The organism is Entomomonas sp. E2T0 (assembly GCF_025985425.1).
Taxonomy (GTDB): domain Bacteria; phylum Pseudomonadota; class Gammaproteobacteria; order Pseudomonadales; family Pseudomonadaceae; genus Entomomonas.
On sequence record NZ_CP094972.1, the window covers coordinates 1,401,939 to 1,418,747 of the forward strand.

Annotated in this window: 11 protein-coding genes and 1 pseudogene; 6 read left to right on the plus strand and 6 right to left on the minus strand. The window is 36.3% G+C overall.

All coding sequences use genetic code 11. The features are described from left to right. Window positions 1-136: 136 nt before the first annotated feature. Window positions 137-5,437, plus strand: coding sequence for a pilus assembly protein (locus MTZ49_RS06760; protein ID WP_264747582.1), 5,301 nt, complete (start codon window positions 137-139; stop codon window positions 5,435-5,437). A 71-nt stretch (window positions 5,438-5,508) separates the two neighbouring features. Further along, the gene (locus MTZ49_RS06765; RefSeq protein ID WP_264747583.1) at window positions 5,509-5,943 is read left to right on the plus strand and encodes a type IV pilin protein; all 435 of its coding nucleotides are present in this window, start codon (window positions 5,509-5,511) and stop codon (window positions 5,941-5,943) included. A gap of 86 nt (window positions 5,944-6,029) precedes the next feature. Here MTZ49_RS06765 and MTZ49_RS06770 read toward each other — a convergent pair whose 3' ends face one another. From MTZ49_RS06770 to MTZ49_RS06790, 5 genes are all read right to left on the minus strand, one after another. Then, entirely contained in the window at window positions 6,030-7,157 is a 1,128-nt protein-coding gene (locus MTZ49_RS06770; RefSeq protein WP_264747584.1) for a methyltransferase, read from the minus strand. A gap of 116 nt (window positions 7,158-7,273) precedes the next feature. Beyond that, a complete protein-coding gene (gene phaC, locus MTZ49_RS06775) occupies window positions 7,274-8,974 on the minus strand; it encodes a class I poly(R)-hydroxyalkanoic acid synthase (RefSeq protein ID WP_264747585.1) in 1,701 nt (566 codons plus the stop codon). A 78-nt stretch (window positions 8,975-9,052) separates the two neighbouring features. Beyond that, window positions 9,053-10,237 carry an acetyl-CoA C-acetyltransferase gene (locus MTZ49_RS06780; protein WP_264747586.1) on the minus strand — a complete coding sequence of 395 codons (1,185 nt, stop codon included), beginning with the start codon at window positions 10,235-10,237 and terminating at the stop codon, window positions 9,053-9,055. Window positions 10,238-10,305: 68 nt separating this feature from the next. Beyond that, window positions 10,306-11,046, minus strand: a complete 741-nt coding sequence (locus MTZ49_RS06785) for a beta-ketoacyl-ACP reductase (protein WP_264747587.1) — start codon at window positions 11,044-11,046, stop codon at window positions 10,306-10,308. A 260-nt stretch (window positions 11,047-11,306) separates the two neighbouring features. After that, window positions 11,307-13,805, minus strand: coding sequence for a DUF3141 domain-containing protein (locus tag MTZ49_RS06790; protein ID WP_264747588.1), 2,499 nt, complete (start codon window positions 13,803-13,805; stop codon window positions 11,307-11,309). Between the two features lie 284 nt (window positions 13,806-14,089). On the opposite strand from MTZ49_RS06790, the gene MTZ49_RS06795 reads away from it, so the two are divergent. After that, window positions 14,090-14,650, plus strand: coding sequence for a phasin family protein (locus MTZ49_RS06795; protein ID WP_264747589.1), 561 nt, complete (start codon window positions 14,090-14,092; stop codon window positions 14,648-14,650). 31 nt (window positions 14,651-14,681) lie between these two features. On the opposite strand, the gene phaR is transcribed toward MTZ49_RS06795, so the two are convergent. Continuing rightward, the gene (gene phaR, locus MTZ49_RS06800; RefSeq protein WP_264747590.1) at window positions 14,682-15,194 is read right to left on the minus strand and encodes a polyhydroxyalkanoate synthesis repressor PhaR; all 513 of its coding nucleotides are present in this window, start codon (window positions 15,192-15,194) and stop codon (window positions 14,682-14,684) included. A 186-nt stretch (window positions 15,195-15,380) separates the two neighbouring features. Between phaR and MTZ49_RS06805 the strand changes: the two are divergent. The 3 genes and pseudogenes from MTZ49_RS06805 to MTZ49_RS06815 form a co-directional block, all read left to right on the plus strand. Further along, window positions 15,381-15,614, plus strand: a pseudogene (locus tag MTZ49_RS06805) (SDR family oxidoreductase); the annotation flags it as partial. A gap of 60 nt (window positions 15,615-15,674) precedes the next feature. Continuing rightward, window positions 15,675-16,052, plus strand: a complete 378-nt coding sequence (locus MTZ49_RS06810; RefSeq protein WP_264747591.1) for a hypothetical protein — start codon at window positions 15,675-15,677, stop codon at window positions 16,050-16,052. 255 nt (window positions 16,053-16,307) lie between these two features. Beyond that, the gene (locus tag MTZ49_RS06815; RefSeq protein WP_264747592.1) at window positions 16,308-16,805 is read left to right on the plus strand and encodes a peptidylprolyl isomerase; all 498 of its coding nucleotides are present in this window, start codon (window positions 16,308-16,310) and stop codon (window positions 16,803-16,805) included. Window positions 16,806-16,809: the final 4 nt, after the last annotated feature.

A 16,809-nucleotide genomic window follows, 5' to 3' on the forward strand; every position in this document is an offset into this window, starting at 1 on the left:
GTAGTTTGATATAAAATTAAATTAGATAAAATTGATAGATATAAAGTTGGGCTGTTTCATTTTTTGGTAAAGACATTTTAGTTGGAAATAAGTGTAGGTAGTTTCTAACTATTTCATAGAGTCTGAGGATGGCAATATGATTTTAAATAAATTGAAAGTAGCAAGCTCTACTATGTTGATAGCCAGTGCTATCTTACATACAAGTATAGCTTATGCTGATGATAGTGAAGTATTTTTTGGTTCAGAGCAGTTTGCTGAGGTAGCTAAACCCAATATCATATTTTTATTGGATTATTCTACATCAATGCGTGATATCAATATCAATGGTACTAGTACGAGAAGGATCGAAGGACTCCGAGATGCGGTAACAGAAACATTACTTAATACCTCATTGAAAGGGGTACGTGTTGGTGTAATGAAATATCCAGATACAACAGTTGGTTCTGATACTAGTGTTGGTAGGGCAGCAAAACTTGTTTATCCAGTTGTTGATATTGATGCAATTGATGATGGGTCAATACAGGAAACTGTTGCACGCTCCACTAGTGGAAAGGATGATGCTCATCAACCTACAATTAATGGCTCTAGAAAAAATGTTTCTGTCACTAGTAATGTTATGTTAATGGGTGATATTGGGGCAGATTATAATAATGTAGAAAGGGAATTTGATTTAGATCGTGATCGCTATAACTCTTTGTTTTTGTTACCTAGAACACAGTCAGGATCTGCTTATGATAGTTATACCTATTCAAATGCGATCAGTTATGTTTGCTCACTTGTTTTAGATGATGAAGCAGAATTTTGTAAATCCAGTATATTTAATACTACTGGTACTGGTAGTGGTAGAAGAAACCATATTATAGAAACTGAAACAGTTGATGGTGAAAGTCGTCAGGTGGTAACAGGTTTAAATGGTACAGGTTATAATCAAACAGGCTATGGTGATCAAGCATTATTTATTTTTAAAGGGGTAAGTATTCCATCTGATGCTACCATTAAAAAAGCACACTTAATAATTACACCAAAAAAAGATGGTTTTTATAAGAGCAATGGCAATACTTTTTGTACGTTAACTAGTTACAGAAATAAAGGTGAGGCTGAGTGGCTTAATTGGCGTGTTTCGTCAGCAAGAAATTTCCCCGCACCCAGTGTAGACTCGCCTATTTATAATACAACAGGTACTACAAGTGATTTTAACTTCTATCTCAAAACGGGCTCTTATGACTATTCTCCAAGATATTGGGGAGTAAGGCAGAATGAGACTAGATGGAATACAGATTTAGGCGGTGATGCTGATTCTTATTGGGGATCTCCTCAAGATGGTGCTTATTGCTGGTGGCAAGAAAATAAGAAAATCACATTAAATATTACAACAGCAGTGCAACAAGCACTGAATATCTCAACAACAGATACTCAAAGTGCAACTACTTATAGAAATAATTTTAAATCAGAAGCTGCTGCCGCTGGCGTTCCAATGTCTGATTTGGCCATTAGATTCTGGACAGGTGGTGGTACAGCATATTCGAAGCCATATCATACAATAGGGGCAGGAGCACCTAAGTTAAAACTTACTTATAATTCAACGCAAACAGGTAATTCTACAGCAGCAGTACGTTTTAATAACGTATACATTCCACAAGGCGCTACAATTACTAGTGCTAGAATTAAAATGATACCTGCTGGCGGTAATGATAAAGATGTTACTTTAAAAATTACAGGTGAAAAAACAGGGGATGCCAAAGAATTTAATGCAACAAGCAATGACTTCTCCACAAGAAATAAGACAAGTAGTAGTGCCTCTTGGGAAATAGATGAGGTTTGGAAAACTAATTCTGGTGATGATCCTGCTACAAAGTATGTTAAAACACCTGAACTTAAAAATATATTAAATGAAATTGTACAAGCTCAGGAGTGGTGTGGTGGCCAGTCCGTTGCCTTCTTCATAGAGCATCAGTCAGGTAATGGTTATAGATCTGCTTTTACCTATGACCAAAGTCCGAGTTTCCGCCCTGTATTAGAGTTTACTTATACAGGTGGTGCAACAGGTTGTATGACTAAAACATGGGAAGAAACTTTAGCTTCCCGTAGTGCTGATGGTTATCAGACAGGTAGCAGCAGTAATATACCCACATTATCAGGTAATATTTTATATGCCTATAATAACTATAGAGTAGGTGCTTATTTTTCTAATGTATTATTAAAAAATCCAGAGGCAGCAGGTACAACAGGTCTAGCTGATAAAGGTTTAGTATCTGCTACCTTACAATTAGTGCCTAATAATAATTATGGCGGTACTATTCAAATTTCATTGGACAATGCAGTAAATGCAGAACGACTTAAAGTGGCTAGAAATGATTTAGGGGCAAGAACATTATTCCCTACATCTAGTATCTGTACTATTCCTGCTAACTCTCGAGATACTCCAGTATTTTGTGATATTACTGACGTAATAAGAGCGAAAATGCAACAGAATGGTTGGGTAAATGGTAATGGTTTAGTTGTGATCATTCAACGGCAGAGTAGGGATTTACAGTTTAAACCCTATGATACTGGCTATGCAAATGCGATGAAAATTAGGATTACAGCTAGACAGGAGCTAATGGCACCTAATAGCTTAACAATACGTCGTAGAATTGTGAATGCAGTTAATGAGGAAGAAGCTACTATTGCACAAACTCCAACCATGCCAGCCATGTTGGAGGCAGCACGTTATATTTCAAATTATCCAAGTAGTAATGCACCTAATGGTCCGTATCAAGGTACTTTCTATTGGAATGGTAAACCTCAACCTAGTCCATTATTAAGTAGTTGTCAGGCTACTCACTTGGTATTAATGTCTGATGGTGATGCAAATGTTAATGGTACTAACTGGCGTAGAGCGTTAGTGTCTTATACGGGTAAACCTTGGAGAACATCTACTAGTGAGTGTGAGTATAAGGGTAGTCAAGACCGTTCAGGCAGTCAGGCTTGTGGTCAAGCACTGGTTAACTTTATGTCAACCACTAGCCAAGGCTTGAATGAGGATAATAGAGAGAACTGGGTAACCACCCATGCGGTTGCTTTTGGTAGTAGAAGTGCAGGTGAATTCTTACATCGCTTGGTTAATGCTAATGATCCATCCAATAAAGGTTATTATTTCTATGCTGAAACTAGCGATGATTTAGTTAATGCCTTTATGGAGATTATGGATACGGCTAAAGGAACATTCTATAACTACACCAGTGGACAGGTAGCGATCAGTAATGAAAACCGCTATATCCAACGTCGAGAAATCTATTACTCATTAATGGAACCCTCGAATCGTAACCACTGGTCAGGTAATATGAAACGCTTTGGTTTAATCTATAAACCAACAACAGTAACCATTAGAGATGATGATGGAAACAATTACACAACCCAAGGCCAATCAGCCGTATTAGTTGATGCTAAGGGTGAGGAAGCAGTATTCAAGTCTTCAGATGGCTACTATTTTATTAATCCTCTAACAACTAGTTGGTGGTATACCGATGCTAATACAGGGGATGGTGGTAATGTTCATAAGGGTGGTGTGTTAGACAAACTAGCTGATAATCCAGATAGTCGGGTTATGTATGTTATGAAAGGTAGCTCACGTTTCCACTTCAATGCTAGTAATGTGGCAGCGACAGGAAACTCCAAGATAACACCTGATGATATGGAAGTAGCTGCAGAAGAAGGTGATGATGTACTAAAACTAACCAAAGGTTATGTTAACTTCCTACGTGGTTTCGCCTTTAATAGAGAGGGTGATGCAAGTGAAGATACAATCATTGCTAAAAATGATCTCAAATTAGGTGATTTTGCTCATAGCGCAGTAAACTTTGTAAACTATGGTAAATGTTTAACAGAAGAAGGTGCAGATCCTATTAATTGTGATGCAAGTTTTTCTGATGAAGGAGAGATTGATTATAGTGATACTAAATTCTTAGTAAATGGCTTACAACAAGTGGCACTGCTTGCGGGTAATGATGGATTCTTCCGTGCCTTTGATGTAACTAATGGTGAACAGTTATATGCTGTTATACCTAGTGAAATGCTACCAATCATTCCTGAATTACAGGCAAGACAGACCATTGGTTCAGATGTTCCAAGGTTATATGGCTTAGATGGAACTGTTCATATCTACCATGATGATCTGGATAATGATGGCTATGTAAATAATGGTGAAAAGGCGATTGCTTATGTGGCAGCAGGTAGAGGTGGTCGTGCGTTATTTGCCATAGATATCAGTGACAAAGCATCCCCTTCATTATTATGGAAAATAGAGGGTAATCAAGGAGATCAATTTAATAACTTAGGTTATACTTGGTCAACCCCAGTAACAGGAAAGATGCAAGTAGGATCAGACGTAAGAAAGGTAGTTATCTTTGGTGGTGGTTATGATTCACAACAAGATGAAGTAACAGAGAGAACAGCAGATAATATGGGTAATGAAATCTATATACTAGATGCTGTTACAGGTGGTTTAATTTGGAAAGCAGACCAAAGCACCTATGGTAATATGAAATATAGTATACCTAGTCCTGTTACTACAATGGAAAGGGAAATAGATGGAGAAGGAAACAAATTAATTACCGACATCTTTGTGGGTGATATGGGTGGACAACTATGGCGCTTCAATATTGCTAATGGAGTTATAAAACCTGTTGGAGAGAATGGAGTTATTGCTAGAGTAGGAGCTTCCGGAGATAAGGCACAAGCGCAACGTATCTATATGCCACCTGCTGTTTATGAGTTTGTGGATTCAGCAAACAAGGGTAAATACTCAGTTAATATAGGAACGGGCTATCTTGGTCATCCATTAGTGACTTATAACAAAGACAAATTCTATTCATTCCGTTTTAATGTTACGCCGACTGATGGGGATAATACAGCACTGACTGAGGCATCAATGGTAGAAGTAACATCAGAGACTATTAAAGATGAAGGAAAAACCATTGCTACTGAAACAGCTTTCACAGAACATGGCTTCTATGTTAGTTTTGGTGCAGCGGATCCTAGTGGTATGACTGGCAACGGCTTGGGAGAAAAAATGGTTTCTAGCTTGTCAGCTGCTCGTAATATTACTAACTCGGGTAGAGAAGAAGCGAGTGTTTTCTTTAATACCTATGTGCCTAACTCTAACACTGGCCGTACCTGCCGATTAGCGAGTGGATGGCAACGTGCTTATGGTTTTAACCTAGTAACAGGAGAATCCTATTTTGGTGATTCTTTATTTAGGGGTAGTGTTATTATAGGTATTCCACCCGGTGTTAATACTTATTGTGAAGGCAATTGGTGTACCCCAGTATGGAACTATGAAGACCTGACATCAGGAAATAAAGAGGGTCAGCCATTCCAATGGAAAGAGTATGAAGATGATAAAGCATCTGTATTTAAGAAAATGAGTTGGACGGATTTATTCGATCCTGAGATATAATGTGTGGGGAGAGGACCTTGATATTTAAGGTCCTTTCTTAAATAAGTATTGGTAGGTGTATGGAGTTAGATATGAAACAAACCAAAGGGTTTTCTTTAATAGAGTTACTTATTGTTATGGCTATTTTGGGAATTATATCTGCTATTGCCTACCCCATGTATACTAATTATACGATTAGAGCTGCTTGTGATAATGGTAAGGCTGGCTTAATGCAAGCTGATGCATTAATGAATCAGTATTATATTAAGTATGGTTCTTATGATAATAGTGATAGTAATGCTTTTCCTATTACAACAATTCCTATTGATGGTAGCTCATCTGGTAATGCAGATTTTGATATAGATGTTGTAAAAGACACAACAACTTATACAATAACTGCAACTGTTAGTGCTAATGGAAGATTAGGGAAATATTCTGGAGGCAGAATGACTGTTGATCAGTCAGGTACAAAAACTGCTAATATTAATGGTATAGATGTCTGGACTCAAGGATGCAGTAGTCTTTAATATTTTTAATAGAAGTTTCAAATGCTTATTAATAATATACTGAGTTATAAGTAATATAAGATTAAGAGATCTTTTGATCTCTTAATTTATTTTATAGCTTTTAACACTATAAATTTATTGGTCTGAGTAATAGTTGTAACCTGTGTAAATAGTTTTTTTAGTAGTTGATAGTAATTTAAATGTCTATTGGCAACAATCCATAACTCTCCTTGCGGTTTAAGGCAATCTCTAGCCTGTTTAAACATTCTTTTAGCGATAAAGTCACCAATTACCTGTTGTTGGTGAAAGGGTGGATTACAAAGTATACAATCTAAAGAGTTTTTAGCTTGGTTTAATAAGCCGTCAGCTACTTTGATAGTTGCTGAACGATTAGGTAATGCTTGTTGCCAGTTCTCTTTGGCAGAAGCAATAGCCATATAGGATTCATCAACTAACATAAGTTCAGCTTGGGGATTATTAAGTGCAAAGATAATACCCAATATTCCATTACCACAACCTAAGTCTGCTACGTTAATCAAGTGTGGTTGGTAAGTTAGATATGGCATTAATACTCTTGTACCAATATCCAGTCCTTCACGACAAAATACATTAGCATGATTTATAAGTGTTAAGTTTAATTCTTTAACTTTGTAGCAACTGGGGTAGGGTGATTTTATTAACTTTTTATGAGTGGGTGTGACTCTTAATAGTCGTGCTTTTTTTATAGCTAATGAGGCCTGTACAGAACCAATATATTTTTCTAATAATTCGTTAGCTGTTTTTGATAAGTGTTTTATCATTGCTCCAGCTAGTATTAGAGTATTAGTTGTAATATGTGGTTGCAGTTGGATTAATTGCTCTTCTAATAATGCGAGTGTTTTAGGTATTTTAATAAGCACCACATCATATTGTTCTAACAATAATTCTGTACTAGGTATAAAGTTGATTGTAGATAAAGGGATATTATTTTGAACAAGGTTATTATAAAGTGCTAATTCAGCTAGATAAGAGTCGCTATAACTATTGATAGAAAATTGGTTAGCTAAGCTACATGCAAGGCTGCCAAAGCTATCATTTAAGACAAGTATTTTACTATTTTTTGTAGGATTAAGAGCAGCTAGTTCATTGAGTAAGTATTCATCAGCAGCATCAAAAGCTTGTAAAGAGGGATGGCTGTCCGTAGGGTAACGGTCTAATTTAAGTGTTGCAAAAGGCGTAGTAAGTACTTTACTCATATTAATAAATAGTATGCTAATTTAAAGTAGTAATTATCTATGATAGTAGGATAGTTGGCTATGAATAAATAAAAAAGGCTCTAACTTTAGAGCCTTTTTAAAGAATATACTAAGGATTAGCTTTTAACATATGAGCCAGGCGCCATTTCTATTGATGGGTACTCCGGTGAGCCAAGTACTTTGGTGGCCGCTGTCTTTTTACCCGCATGTTGATTAATCCAAGCAAACCAATCTGGCCACCAGCTCCCTTCATGCCTTTCTGCTTTTTTTAACCAATCATCAGGGTTTTTGGTGAGTGTATCGTTTGTCCAATAATTACGTTTATTATCGGCAGGAGGATTAATAACACCAGCCACATGACCTGATGCACCTAATACAAAACGTATAGGGCCTGATAGTAGCTTAGTAGTAGCATAAGCACTTTTCCAAGGAACAATATGATCTTTTTCTGAACCATAAAGATAGGTTGGTGCTTTAATAACTGTAAAATCTACAGGTATACCTTTACATTTTAATTCACCAGATTTTAAATCATTTTGTAAATAGGTATGGCGTAGGTACCAGCAATACATTGGGCCAGGCATATTAGTGCTGTCATTATTCCAATAAAGAATATCAAAGGTTCTGGGCTTTTCACCTTTTAAATATTTGCTAGTAGTATAATTCCACCAAAGTTCATCTGGACGAAGAATAGAGAAGGTATTACACATGTCTTCACCACGGAAAAGCCCAACAGAGCCATTTTTGCCTCCAATGGTGTTTTCTTGGTAATCTACAAGTGCTTCATCTACATAAACATTAATTGGCCCTGTGTCTTCATAGTCAAGGAAGCAAGTAAATAAAGTTAATGAGTTAGGTTGTGAATCACCACGGCCAATTAGTACGGAAAGTGCACAGCTTAGTAACGTGCCACCTATACAGAAGCCTAACATATTAAGGTCATGTACACCTGAAATAGCTCTTGTTACACGCATAGCCGTAATCACGCCATCTTGCAAATAATCTTCCCATGTTTTGTTGGCCATAGAGTTATCAGGATTACGCCATGATATTAAGAAAACTCTATGCCCTTGTTCCACTAGATGTTTGATAAAAGAGTTATGGGGTTGTAAATCAAGAATATAAAATTTATTAATGGCAGGAGGTACAATTAATATGGGTATTTCATATTGTGTTCGGGTTTTTGGTGCATATTGAATAAGCTGAAAAAACTCATTTTGGAAAACAACTTCTCCAGCTGTAGTTGCTAGATTAACACCTACTTCGAAATCACCTTTATCACATTGGCGTAGCTTACCCTCTACCATATCTTGTTGTAGGTTCATTAAACCTGAAACTAAACTGCCGCCATTGGTTTGTATCGCTTTCTCTAATGCATCAGGATTAGTATAAAAGAAATTACTGGGAGCAGAGGCAGCGACTGTTTGTTCAACTAAAAATGTCATTCGTTCTGCAGCTTTTTTGTCATCAATGTTAAGTAAATTTACCAGTGATAACATAAATTTGCTATTTAATAGGTAGAAAGCAGCAACAGAACCAAAAAGAGGTGTATTCCAATTTTCTGAGTTAAATCGTCTATCTGTAAAATTGAAAGGTTGTAAACTCAGTAGTTGATTGCCTAAATCCACGCATTCTACTTGATAATCATTTTGTAGTTGTTCTAATTTAGTTTGGTCTACTTCAAACCAATGGCTAGTATCACATTCTTTAAACCATGATGATGTTGTGGCCCACAAGCGTAATTGCTCTATGGCAATAGTTGTTACAAAGGGAGTTTGAACTGACCAATAAGTAGCAAGTGTATCTTGTGTTGCCATAAAATATACTCTTTTATTTTGTGTATGTAGAAAATGCTACATCCTTGTAGCAGAATATTCCTGAATTAATTGGGTAGATTAACGTTCAACAGCGATAGCTACACCCATACCGCCACCGATACAAAGGGTAGCTAAACCTTTCTTTTTATTGCTGCGTTGCATTTCGTGAAGTAAAGAAACCAGTACACGACAGCCAGAAGCGCCAATTGGGTGACCCAGTGCAATTGCACCACCATTAACATTGATTTTGCTAGTATCCCAACCTAATTCTTTGTTTACAGCAATGGCTTGAGCAGCAAAAGCTTCATTAGCTTCGACAACGTCAAGGTCTTCGGCTTTCCAACCTGCTTTAGCTAAACATTTTTTAGTTGCTTCTGCTGGGCCGATTCCCATAATAGCAGGATCAACACCCGCACTTGCATAAGAGGTGACTTTAGCTAATATAGGTAAACCTAGTTCTTTGGCTTTGTCTTCTGTCATTAACATTACTGCTGCTGCACCATCATTCAGTGTTGATGAATTACCAGCTGTTACTGTACCGCCATCACGTTTGAAGGCTGGTTTTAAGCGAGTCAATATTTCGATTGTAGCGCTAGCACGAGGTTGTTCATCTGTGTCAAAAACAACAGCATCACCTCTACGTTGTGGAATATGCACAGGTGTGATTTCATCTTTAAATTTACCAGCAGCAACTGCAGCAACGGCTTTTTGTTGTGATGCTAACGAGAATTCATCTTGTTCTTGACGGCTAATGTTGTATTTTTCTGCTAAGTTTTCGGCAGTAATACCCATATGGTAGTCATTGAATGCATCCCATAAACCATCTTGAATCATTGTATCAATGGTTTTACCAGGTCCCATTCTTAGGCCATTACGTAAGCCTGTTACAAGATAAGGGGCCAGACTCATATTCTCCATACCACCCGCAATAATAATTTCAGCATCACCACAACGGATAGCTTGGGTGGCAAGGTGAACAGTTTTAAGTCCTGAGCCACATACTTTATTAATTGTCATCGCTGGCGTAGTGTAAGGTATACCAGCTTTGATAGATGCTTGACGGGCTGTATTTTGTCCACAACCAGCGGTAAGAATTTGTCCTAAAATAACCTCACATACTTGTTCAGGTGCTACTTTAGTTTTTTCGAGAAGAGATTTAATAACAGTAACACCCAAATCTACAGCAGAAACATCTTTTAAAGAGCCTTGAAAGCTTCCTATAGGTGTACGTGTGGCCGCCACAATCACAACATCTTTAGACATATTGATTTCCTATTTTAGATAAATACATTTTAATTAAAATTTGTTGTTAGTAAGAATCGCAACAGCCATTATTGCATATTCATTCCGCCATTTACAGAGAAGTCTGCGCCTGTACAATAAGCACCATCATCTGATGCTAGGAATGATACCATCGCAGCAATTTCCTCTGGATTACCTAAACGACCTACAGGGGAACCAGCGACGATTGATTCTAAAACCTCTGGACGCATAGCCGCTGTCATTTCAGTTTTAATATAGCCTGGAGAAATAGTATTTACAGTCACTCCTTTACTCGCTACTTCTTTTGCTAGAGCCATGGTAAAACCATGTAGACCTGCTTTGGCTGCGGAGTAGTTAGTTTGACCAAATTGACCACGTTGACCATTAATTGAGGAAATATTAATAACACGTCCCCAGCCTTTCTCTAACATGCCATCAATCACTTGTTTAGTTACATTAAATGCACTATTCAAGTTAGTGTTGATAACCGCATACCATTTTTCAGGTGTTAACTTTTTGAAGGTACCATCGCGAGTAATCCCTGCATTATTTACTAATACATCAATACTTTCTATTTGTTCTTTAGCACTTTCAAATGCCGAAGTTACGGAGTTCCAGTCGCTAACATCAAAAGCAAGCACCTCGAATTCAAAACCTTGAGATTTTTGCTTGGCTAACCATTCTTCTTTCTTAGTAGAGTTTACAGAGCATCCAACGATAACTCTAAACCCATCTTTATAAAGACGTTGGCAAATGCTAGTACCAATACCACCCATACCGCCAGTTACTAATGCTATTTTTTTGCTCATAATTTACCCTTATTATTGTGGTTGACATAGTTATTACTTTTTATAGCTATAGCTAAACACAATCACGGTAAACTATTATTGATCTAATGATGATGATCGGATGGTAATTTATTTACTTAATGTATTGTTGATCTGGGATAATAAAAAAACTACCAAAACTCGTGTAACACACTGTGTTTAAGAATTTAAACGATCTTCTTATTGTATAAGAAAACAAAAGGAGATGAAAGTACATTTCATCTCCTTTTTATGGCTATTTATTACAAGTTATTTTTTTTTATAGAATTATTAGCTTTTGTTGCTTTTTTAGCGACTTTAGTAGCAGTTTTGGGCTTTGTGATTTTGCTGGAAACTGTGTCTGCAACAGGTTTTTTAGTTACTTTGGGTTTGGCTTTTTGAGCGGTTGCTGGTTTGGTAACTGTTTGTTTAGCAGAAGGGGTTACTTTATTTTTAGCAGGTGCAACAGCTTTTTTCACAGGAGCTACTTTTTTTATAGCTGGCACAGATTTAGCAGCTTCACCTAATAAAATATCATTAATCTTTAACCACAATGCTTGTGTTTTATCGTTAGTTTGAATAAGTGCGGGTTCAGATATTGCGACACTTTCTAACACTTCTTTACGTACCTCTAGCGAAGGTAGTAAGTTTGTTAAAGTATTTAGGCTTTCCTCAGGTTGTGTAAATACCAGTAAGCTTTGTAGATTAATAATTTCTCTTAATGCCTTTCTATCTGTTAATGAGTTATAGTTTTTAGTCTCACGGTAGTGTTGCACAAATCCAGCAAGGAAGTCACGATCAACCATGCCCGCTTCATTGGCAAGTAATAGTAAAATACGTATAGTAGCATCTTGAACATCACCTTGAGTTAGTGAGTTTTCAAGACGATGAGTGAGTTCTTTGCTCTGGTTGACAGTACTCTGTTCCAAATAATTGGCTTGCGAGTTAGTTAAGGCATTTAACATGCCATAGACGCTGTAGAAGCACATTTCTTGAGTAGAGTCGCGGGTATCACGATAAACATCTAATACATTAGTAATATTGTTAGAAAGTGCTTCTTGCCATGCTAATAAAGGATTATCTGCACGTACAGGGCGGCGATTAGCTTTTACTAGTTCAGCCGCACCAGGCAACCACCACGTCATTGGATTAATACTGCTCCATGCTACTTGGTTGACATGGAAAGGATTAGCATCTCTTAGATATTGAGCCTCAGGTTCACTGATGAAGAGTCGCATCATTGGACGAATGAGCCATTCATAAAGGTTACTGTTAGTTTCAGAGATGCGGCTTACCAGTGAGAATACTTTTTCATCTTCTCTACCATCGGTATCGCCTGTTTCTAAATCTTTAATACTACGTGTTTCGAAGATAACCTGATGGTCTATTACATTACCTTGTTTATCTTTAACATCTTTAATGATCATTTCAAAGAGTCCAGGTGGTAATGCTTTTACTGCATCTAGAGACGCAATAAGTTGTCGATGTTCACGGCGTGCCACTGTGCCAGACACAAAAATACCAAGATGACCAATGCTATGATGTTGTAAGTAGATAATGGTTTTACCTGCTTTCTTTAAATCAAGATCATTTGGATAAACATCAATAATCCAGTTTAATGCTTGTTGTGGTGGGGTAATGTTGTCACCTGATGAGCAGAAAACAATGATGGGTGATTCAATGTTGCGGAAAATTTTATTTTGTCCACCTAAACCCGAATTGGTTAAACGGTTACCGATAAATAACTCATCAACAATCGCTTCAATTTCTTCACTATTATAAAGTACAGGATTACCCCACCATTGTTCAAAATCTAAGAAGCGAGAAGGTTCTGTATCTACTTTAGAGTAAAGATTGTAGTATTTACCCCAGAAAGTATTAGCTGGATTTAGGTTCTCAAAATTGGTAACCAACCATGTGCCATCAAATCGACCATTACCTAAGTCACTAGCCAATCTAGTTCCCCAAGCACCGCCCATTAATCCACCAGCATAACGCATAGGATTACGGCCTGTTACACCAGACCAGTAGGCAAGAGGTGCACCATTAATAATGATACCGCCAGGTAGCTCAGGACGTTCAGAGGCTAATAACATGATTGCCCAACCAGCCTGACAGTTACCAATGATAATAGGTTTGTCATGTTTTGGATGGCGTCTAATCACTTCTTCGATAAAAACAGCCTGCGCTTTAGTAATTGTTTCTAATGTTTGTCCTTTTACTGGACTATAGCTAAAAGAAATAAAGTAAGTAGGATGACCTGCCCTTAAACTTTCACCAATTTCAGAGTCTTCTTTAAAACCACCAATACCTGCACCATGACCACCTCTTGGATCAACAACCACAATAGGTTGTAATTTTTTATTAATAACTTGACCTGGTAGTGGTTTGATTTCTAATAATGAATAGTTGCAGGGTTCAGGTAAATCTCTACCATTAATTAATACTTCATAATCGAATTTTAATAGTAAAGGACGGTCTTCTGCTTGATAGGTCAGAGTATTATCACCGCGTTGGCGTAATGTGTCCCAATATAGCGTGAGTCTTTGGGGGATATCTGCTAAGTATTCTCGCCAGTCTTCTAATGTTGGTACTTTTAAAATATCTTTCTGAATAGGCGTAATATTATCTTCTTGCCACTTGCTAATGGATTCTTGATTAATATCTATATGTAATAAGCTGAGCTTACGTAAACCAGTCAGTAATGAGGTAATAGAGGATATTGCCCTTTCTTGCTTTGCAATATAATCATCTTGGCTCATACTAAAATCTCCCATTGTGAGGTGGCAAAATATGGACTTTTTGATAAAATACCATTAACTTAATATCTTACTAATTCAGGTTAATATAGCATTTTTATAAAAAAATCAAAAACAAATAGTATTAGATAATATATTGTATTAAATTCTATTGTGCAGTGCAAAAATAATACTTGCAAAAATATTTTAATTAGCTAAAAATATGTACATCTGTTAAGAAAAGTTGTAGATGTACCAATATATAAATTGTAATGTCTAATTAATATAAAATTTCGGAGAGTTTAATCATGGCAACGTTTAATACTGATAAGTTACAAGATATTCAAGCTAAAAACCTTGATCTATTAAAAGAATTAAGTGATAAAGTATTTGAAGGTGTTGAGCAATTAACACAACTTCAATTAAAAACATTAAAAGCTTCTTCTGAAGAAAGCTTTGATAATTTCCGTAAGCTATTAACTGTACGTGACCCACAATCATTTGCTAGCTTACAAGCTTCTTTATCACAACCTGCTGCACAAGCTGAGCGTATTTTAGAGTTCAATCGTCAAGTATATGATTTAATTTCTAAAACTCAAGCTAGTATCAGTAAATTAACTGAAAATCAAGTAAGTCAAGGTGGTAAACAAGTTCAAGAGCTTGTTGAAAACATTGTAAAAAATGCACCTGCTGGTTCTGAACCTGTGGTTTCTGTATTAAAATCAGCTTTAGAAGGTGCTGGTACAGCTTATGAAAGCTTACAAAAAGCAGCTAAAAAAGTAGCTGAAATGACAGAAAACAATATCAATGCGGCAACAGTAGCAGCTGATAAAGCAACTAAAGCAGCGACCAGCCGTAAAGCAAGCTAATTAGCTGTTAGAAATAACAAGGGGGAGAATATTAATTCTCCTCCTTTTTTTTGCTTTGATTAAATGGGGTAGGGAAGTTAGGGAATAGACCAAACATATTTTGGGTATTCATATAAAGTTGTTTGGTACGCTCTAAATATTCTTGCATTACTTTCTGCATAACAGGCATTTGGCTAGACATAAAATCTGTCCAAGCTTCCGTGGACGGCATTCCTGATTGTTTCTGAATTTCCATAACGGATTCTAATGTTTTTTCGAGGTAGCTACCCAGCATGCCTTGGAAAGGGCCATAAAAACGAATAATATTTTTTAGTGCCTGACTAGAAAAAATAGGATCACCATCAGTTTCTGCATCTTGAATAATTTGGAGTAAGATACTTCTTGTTATATCTTCTCCTGATTTTGCTTCTACTACTTGGAAAGGAATCTCTTCAATTACATAGTTACGAATATCTTGTAATGTAATATGCGTGCTTGTATGGCTGTCATATAAGCGACGGTTAGCATATTTTTTGATTAAATGGATAGTGGATGTATCAGACATTAAACTGCTCATTTATAGTAAAAAATTAATCGTGTTTATTATACAACAGTAACTCATTTATCCTTTCATTATTTATAAATTAATATCTTATAAAGTTTTGTTTAGGCTTAATTAGATATTTTAGTTTCTATGAAAATAATCAGGAGTAAATTCAATGAGATTAAAAGATAAGATAGCTTAGGTGTTACTTATGTTGCAAAAGGTATACGCATTAATACAGTATATTCGAGATATGTGAGCAGCCATATTTTGGATTATATGATACCAGAAGTAAAACTAGATTTAATTAAGCGACATTCAATAGGATGTTTAGCTAAATCAGAGGAAATTGCAAAGGTTGTAATATTTTTAGCATCAAATGATGTTAGTTTTATAGTAGGTACTGGTTTACTAGTAGATGGTGGTTATACGGTGCAATAAGTAGTATTCTTTTCGCTAAGTAAGACTATAATTTTCATTTTATGTGATAAGGAGTTTTTGATGGATAAGTATGTGGTAGGAGAGGTTTGGTTATATCAACAGCGGGAGGAAGAGGAAAACTCTACAGTGGTTATCAATAAGATTGAGCTTGGTAGCGATCAATTGCCTATTTATCACATTACTATCCGTGATGTTAAAATTGCTAATCCAAATAGTCCAACAGGTTTTACAGATAAGATCGGACATGCACCTGTTTCTGTAGAAACATTAGAGCGAAGTTTAACAACAAAGATTGCTAATGAAGAAGTTGATAGTGACTATTTAGAAGGATATGAGGCTTGGTATAAAGCTCATGTGGCAGGAGAGGCTGGTGTTTTTACTAATACTGTGGCTGAAATTGTGAGCTATATTGAGCAAGTGATAAACTCTCAACAGTAGGATTATTTAAGGTAAAGGGATATAACATGGGTAAAAAATATAAAACTATTATTATTTTATTAGTTATGCTGTTGATACCTATTCCTCGTTGTGCTGTAGCTAATACGATAACAATAGATACAAAAGTAATGATGAGTTAATCTAATTAGAAATTTTAACTTATGTTACTATATTTTAATGCATTTAATTATGCGTAAAAGATATTTAATGGTATTCTTAAAAACTTCTATTGACATTTTATAAGACTAATTGACTATGATTAAATTACATACAAACCATGGCGTAATAACATTAAAACTTGATGTTGAGAAAGCTCCAGAAACCACTGCTAATTTTGAAAAATATGTAAAAGATGGTCATTATAATGGCACTATTTTTCACCGTGTAATTAATAATTTTATGATTCAAGGCGGTGGTTTTGAGCCAGGAATGAGCCAGAAAGAAACCAATGCACCTATTAAGAATGAAGCTAATAATGGTCTTTCTAACAAGCGTGGCACTATTGCTATGGCTCGTACTATGGACCCTCATTCAGCTAGCGCACAATTTTTTATTAATGTAAAAGATAATACGTTCTTAGACCATACTGCTCCTACAGCACAAGGTTGGGGTTATGCTGTGTTTGGTGAAGTAGTAGATGGTATGGATGTAGTAGATAAGATTCGTGATGTTGCAACAACATCGAAAGCAGGTCATCAAGATGTTCCTGTAGAAGATGTAATCATCGAGAAAGCAGAGGTTGTAGCAGACTAAGCAA

Excerpts from the sequence above, each read along its gene's own strand:
- MTZ49_RS06760 (WP_264747582.1), top strand. The coding sequence starts at position 137 with ATGATTTTAAATAAATTGAAAGTAGCAAGCTCTACTATGTTGATAGCC.
- MTZ49_RS06765 (WP_264747583.1), top strand. The coding sequence starts at position 5,509 with ATGAAACAAACCAAAGGGTTTTCTTTAATAGAGTTACTTATTGTTATG.
- MTZ49_RS06770 (WP_264747584.1), bottom strand. The coding sequence starts at position 7,157 with ATGAGTAAAGTACTTACTACGCCTTTTGCAACACTTAAATTAGACCGT.
- phaC (WP_264747585.1), bottom strand. The coding sequence starts at position 8,974 with ATGGCAACACAAGATACACTTGCTACTTATTGGTCAGTTCAAACTCCC.
- MTZ49_RS06780 (WP_264747586.1), bottom strand. The coding sequence starts at position 10,237 with ATGTCTAAAGATGTTGTGATTGTGGCGGCCACACGTACACCTATAGGA.
- MTZ49_RS06785 (WP_264747587.1), bottom strand. The coding sequence starts at position 11,046 with ATGAGCAAAAAAATAGCATTAGTAACTGGCGGTATGGGTGGTATTGGT.
- MTZ49_RS06790 (WP_264747588.1), bottom strand. The coding sequence starts at position 13,805 with ATGAGCCAAGATGATTATATTGCAAAGCAAGAAAGGGCAATATCCTCT.
- MTZ49_RS06795 (WP_264747589.1), top strand. The coding sequence starts at position 14,090 with ATGGCAACGTTTAATACTGATAAGTTACAAGATATTCAAGCTAAAAAC.
- phaR (WP_264747590.1), bottom strand. The coding sequence starts at position 15,194 with ATGTCTGATACATCCACTATCCATTTAATCAAAAAATATGCTAACCGT.
- MTZ49_RS06810 (WP_264747591.1), top strand. The coding sequence starts at position 15,675 with ATGGATAAGTATGTGGTAGGAGAGGTTTGGTTATATCAACAGCGGGAG.
- MTZ49_RS06815 (WP_264747592.1), top strand. The coding sequence starts at position 16,308 with ATGATTAAATTACATACAAACCATGGCGTAATAACATTAAAACTTGAT.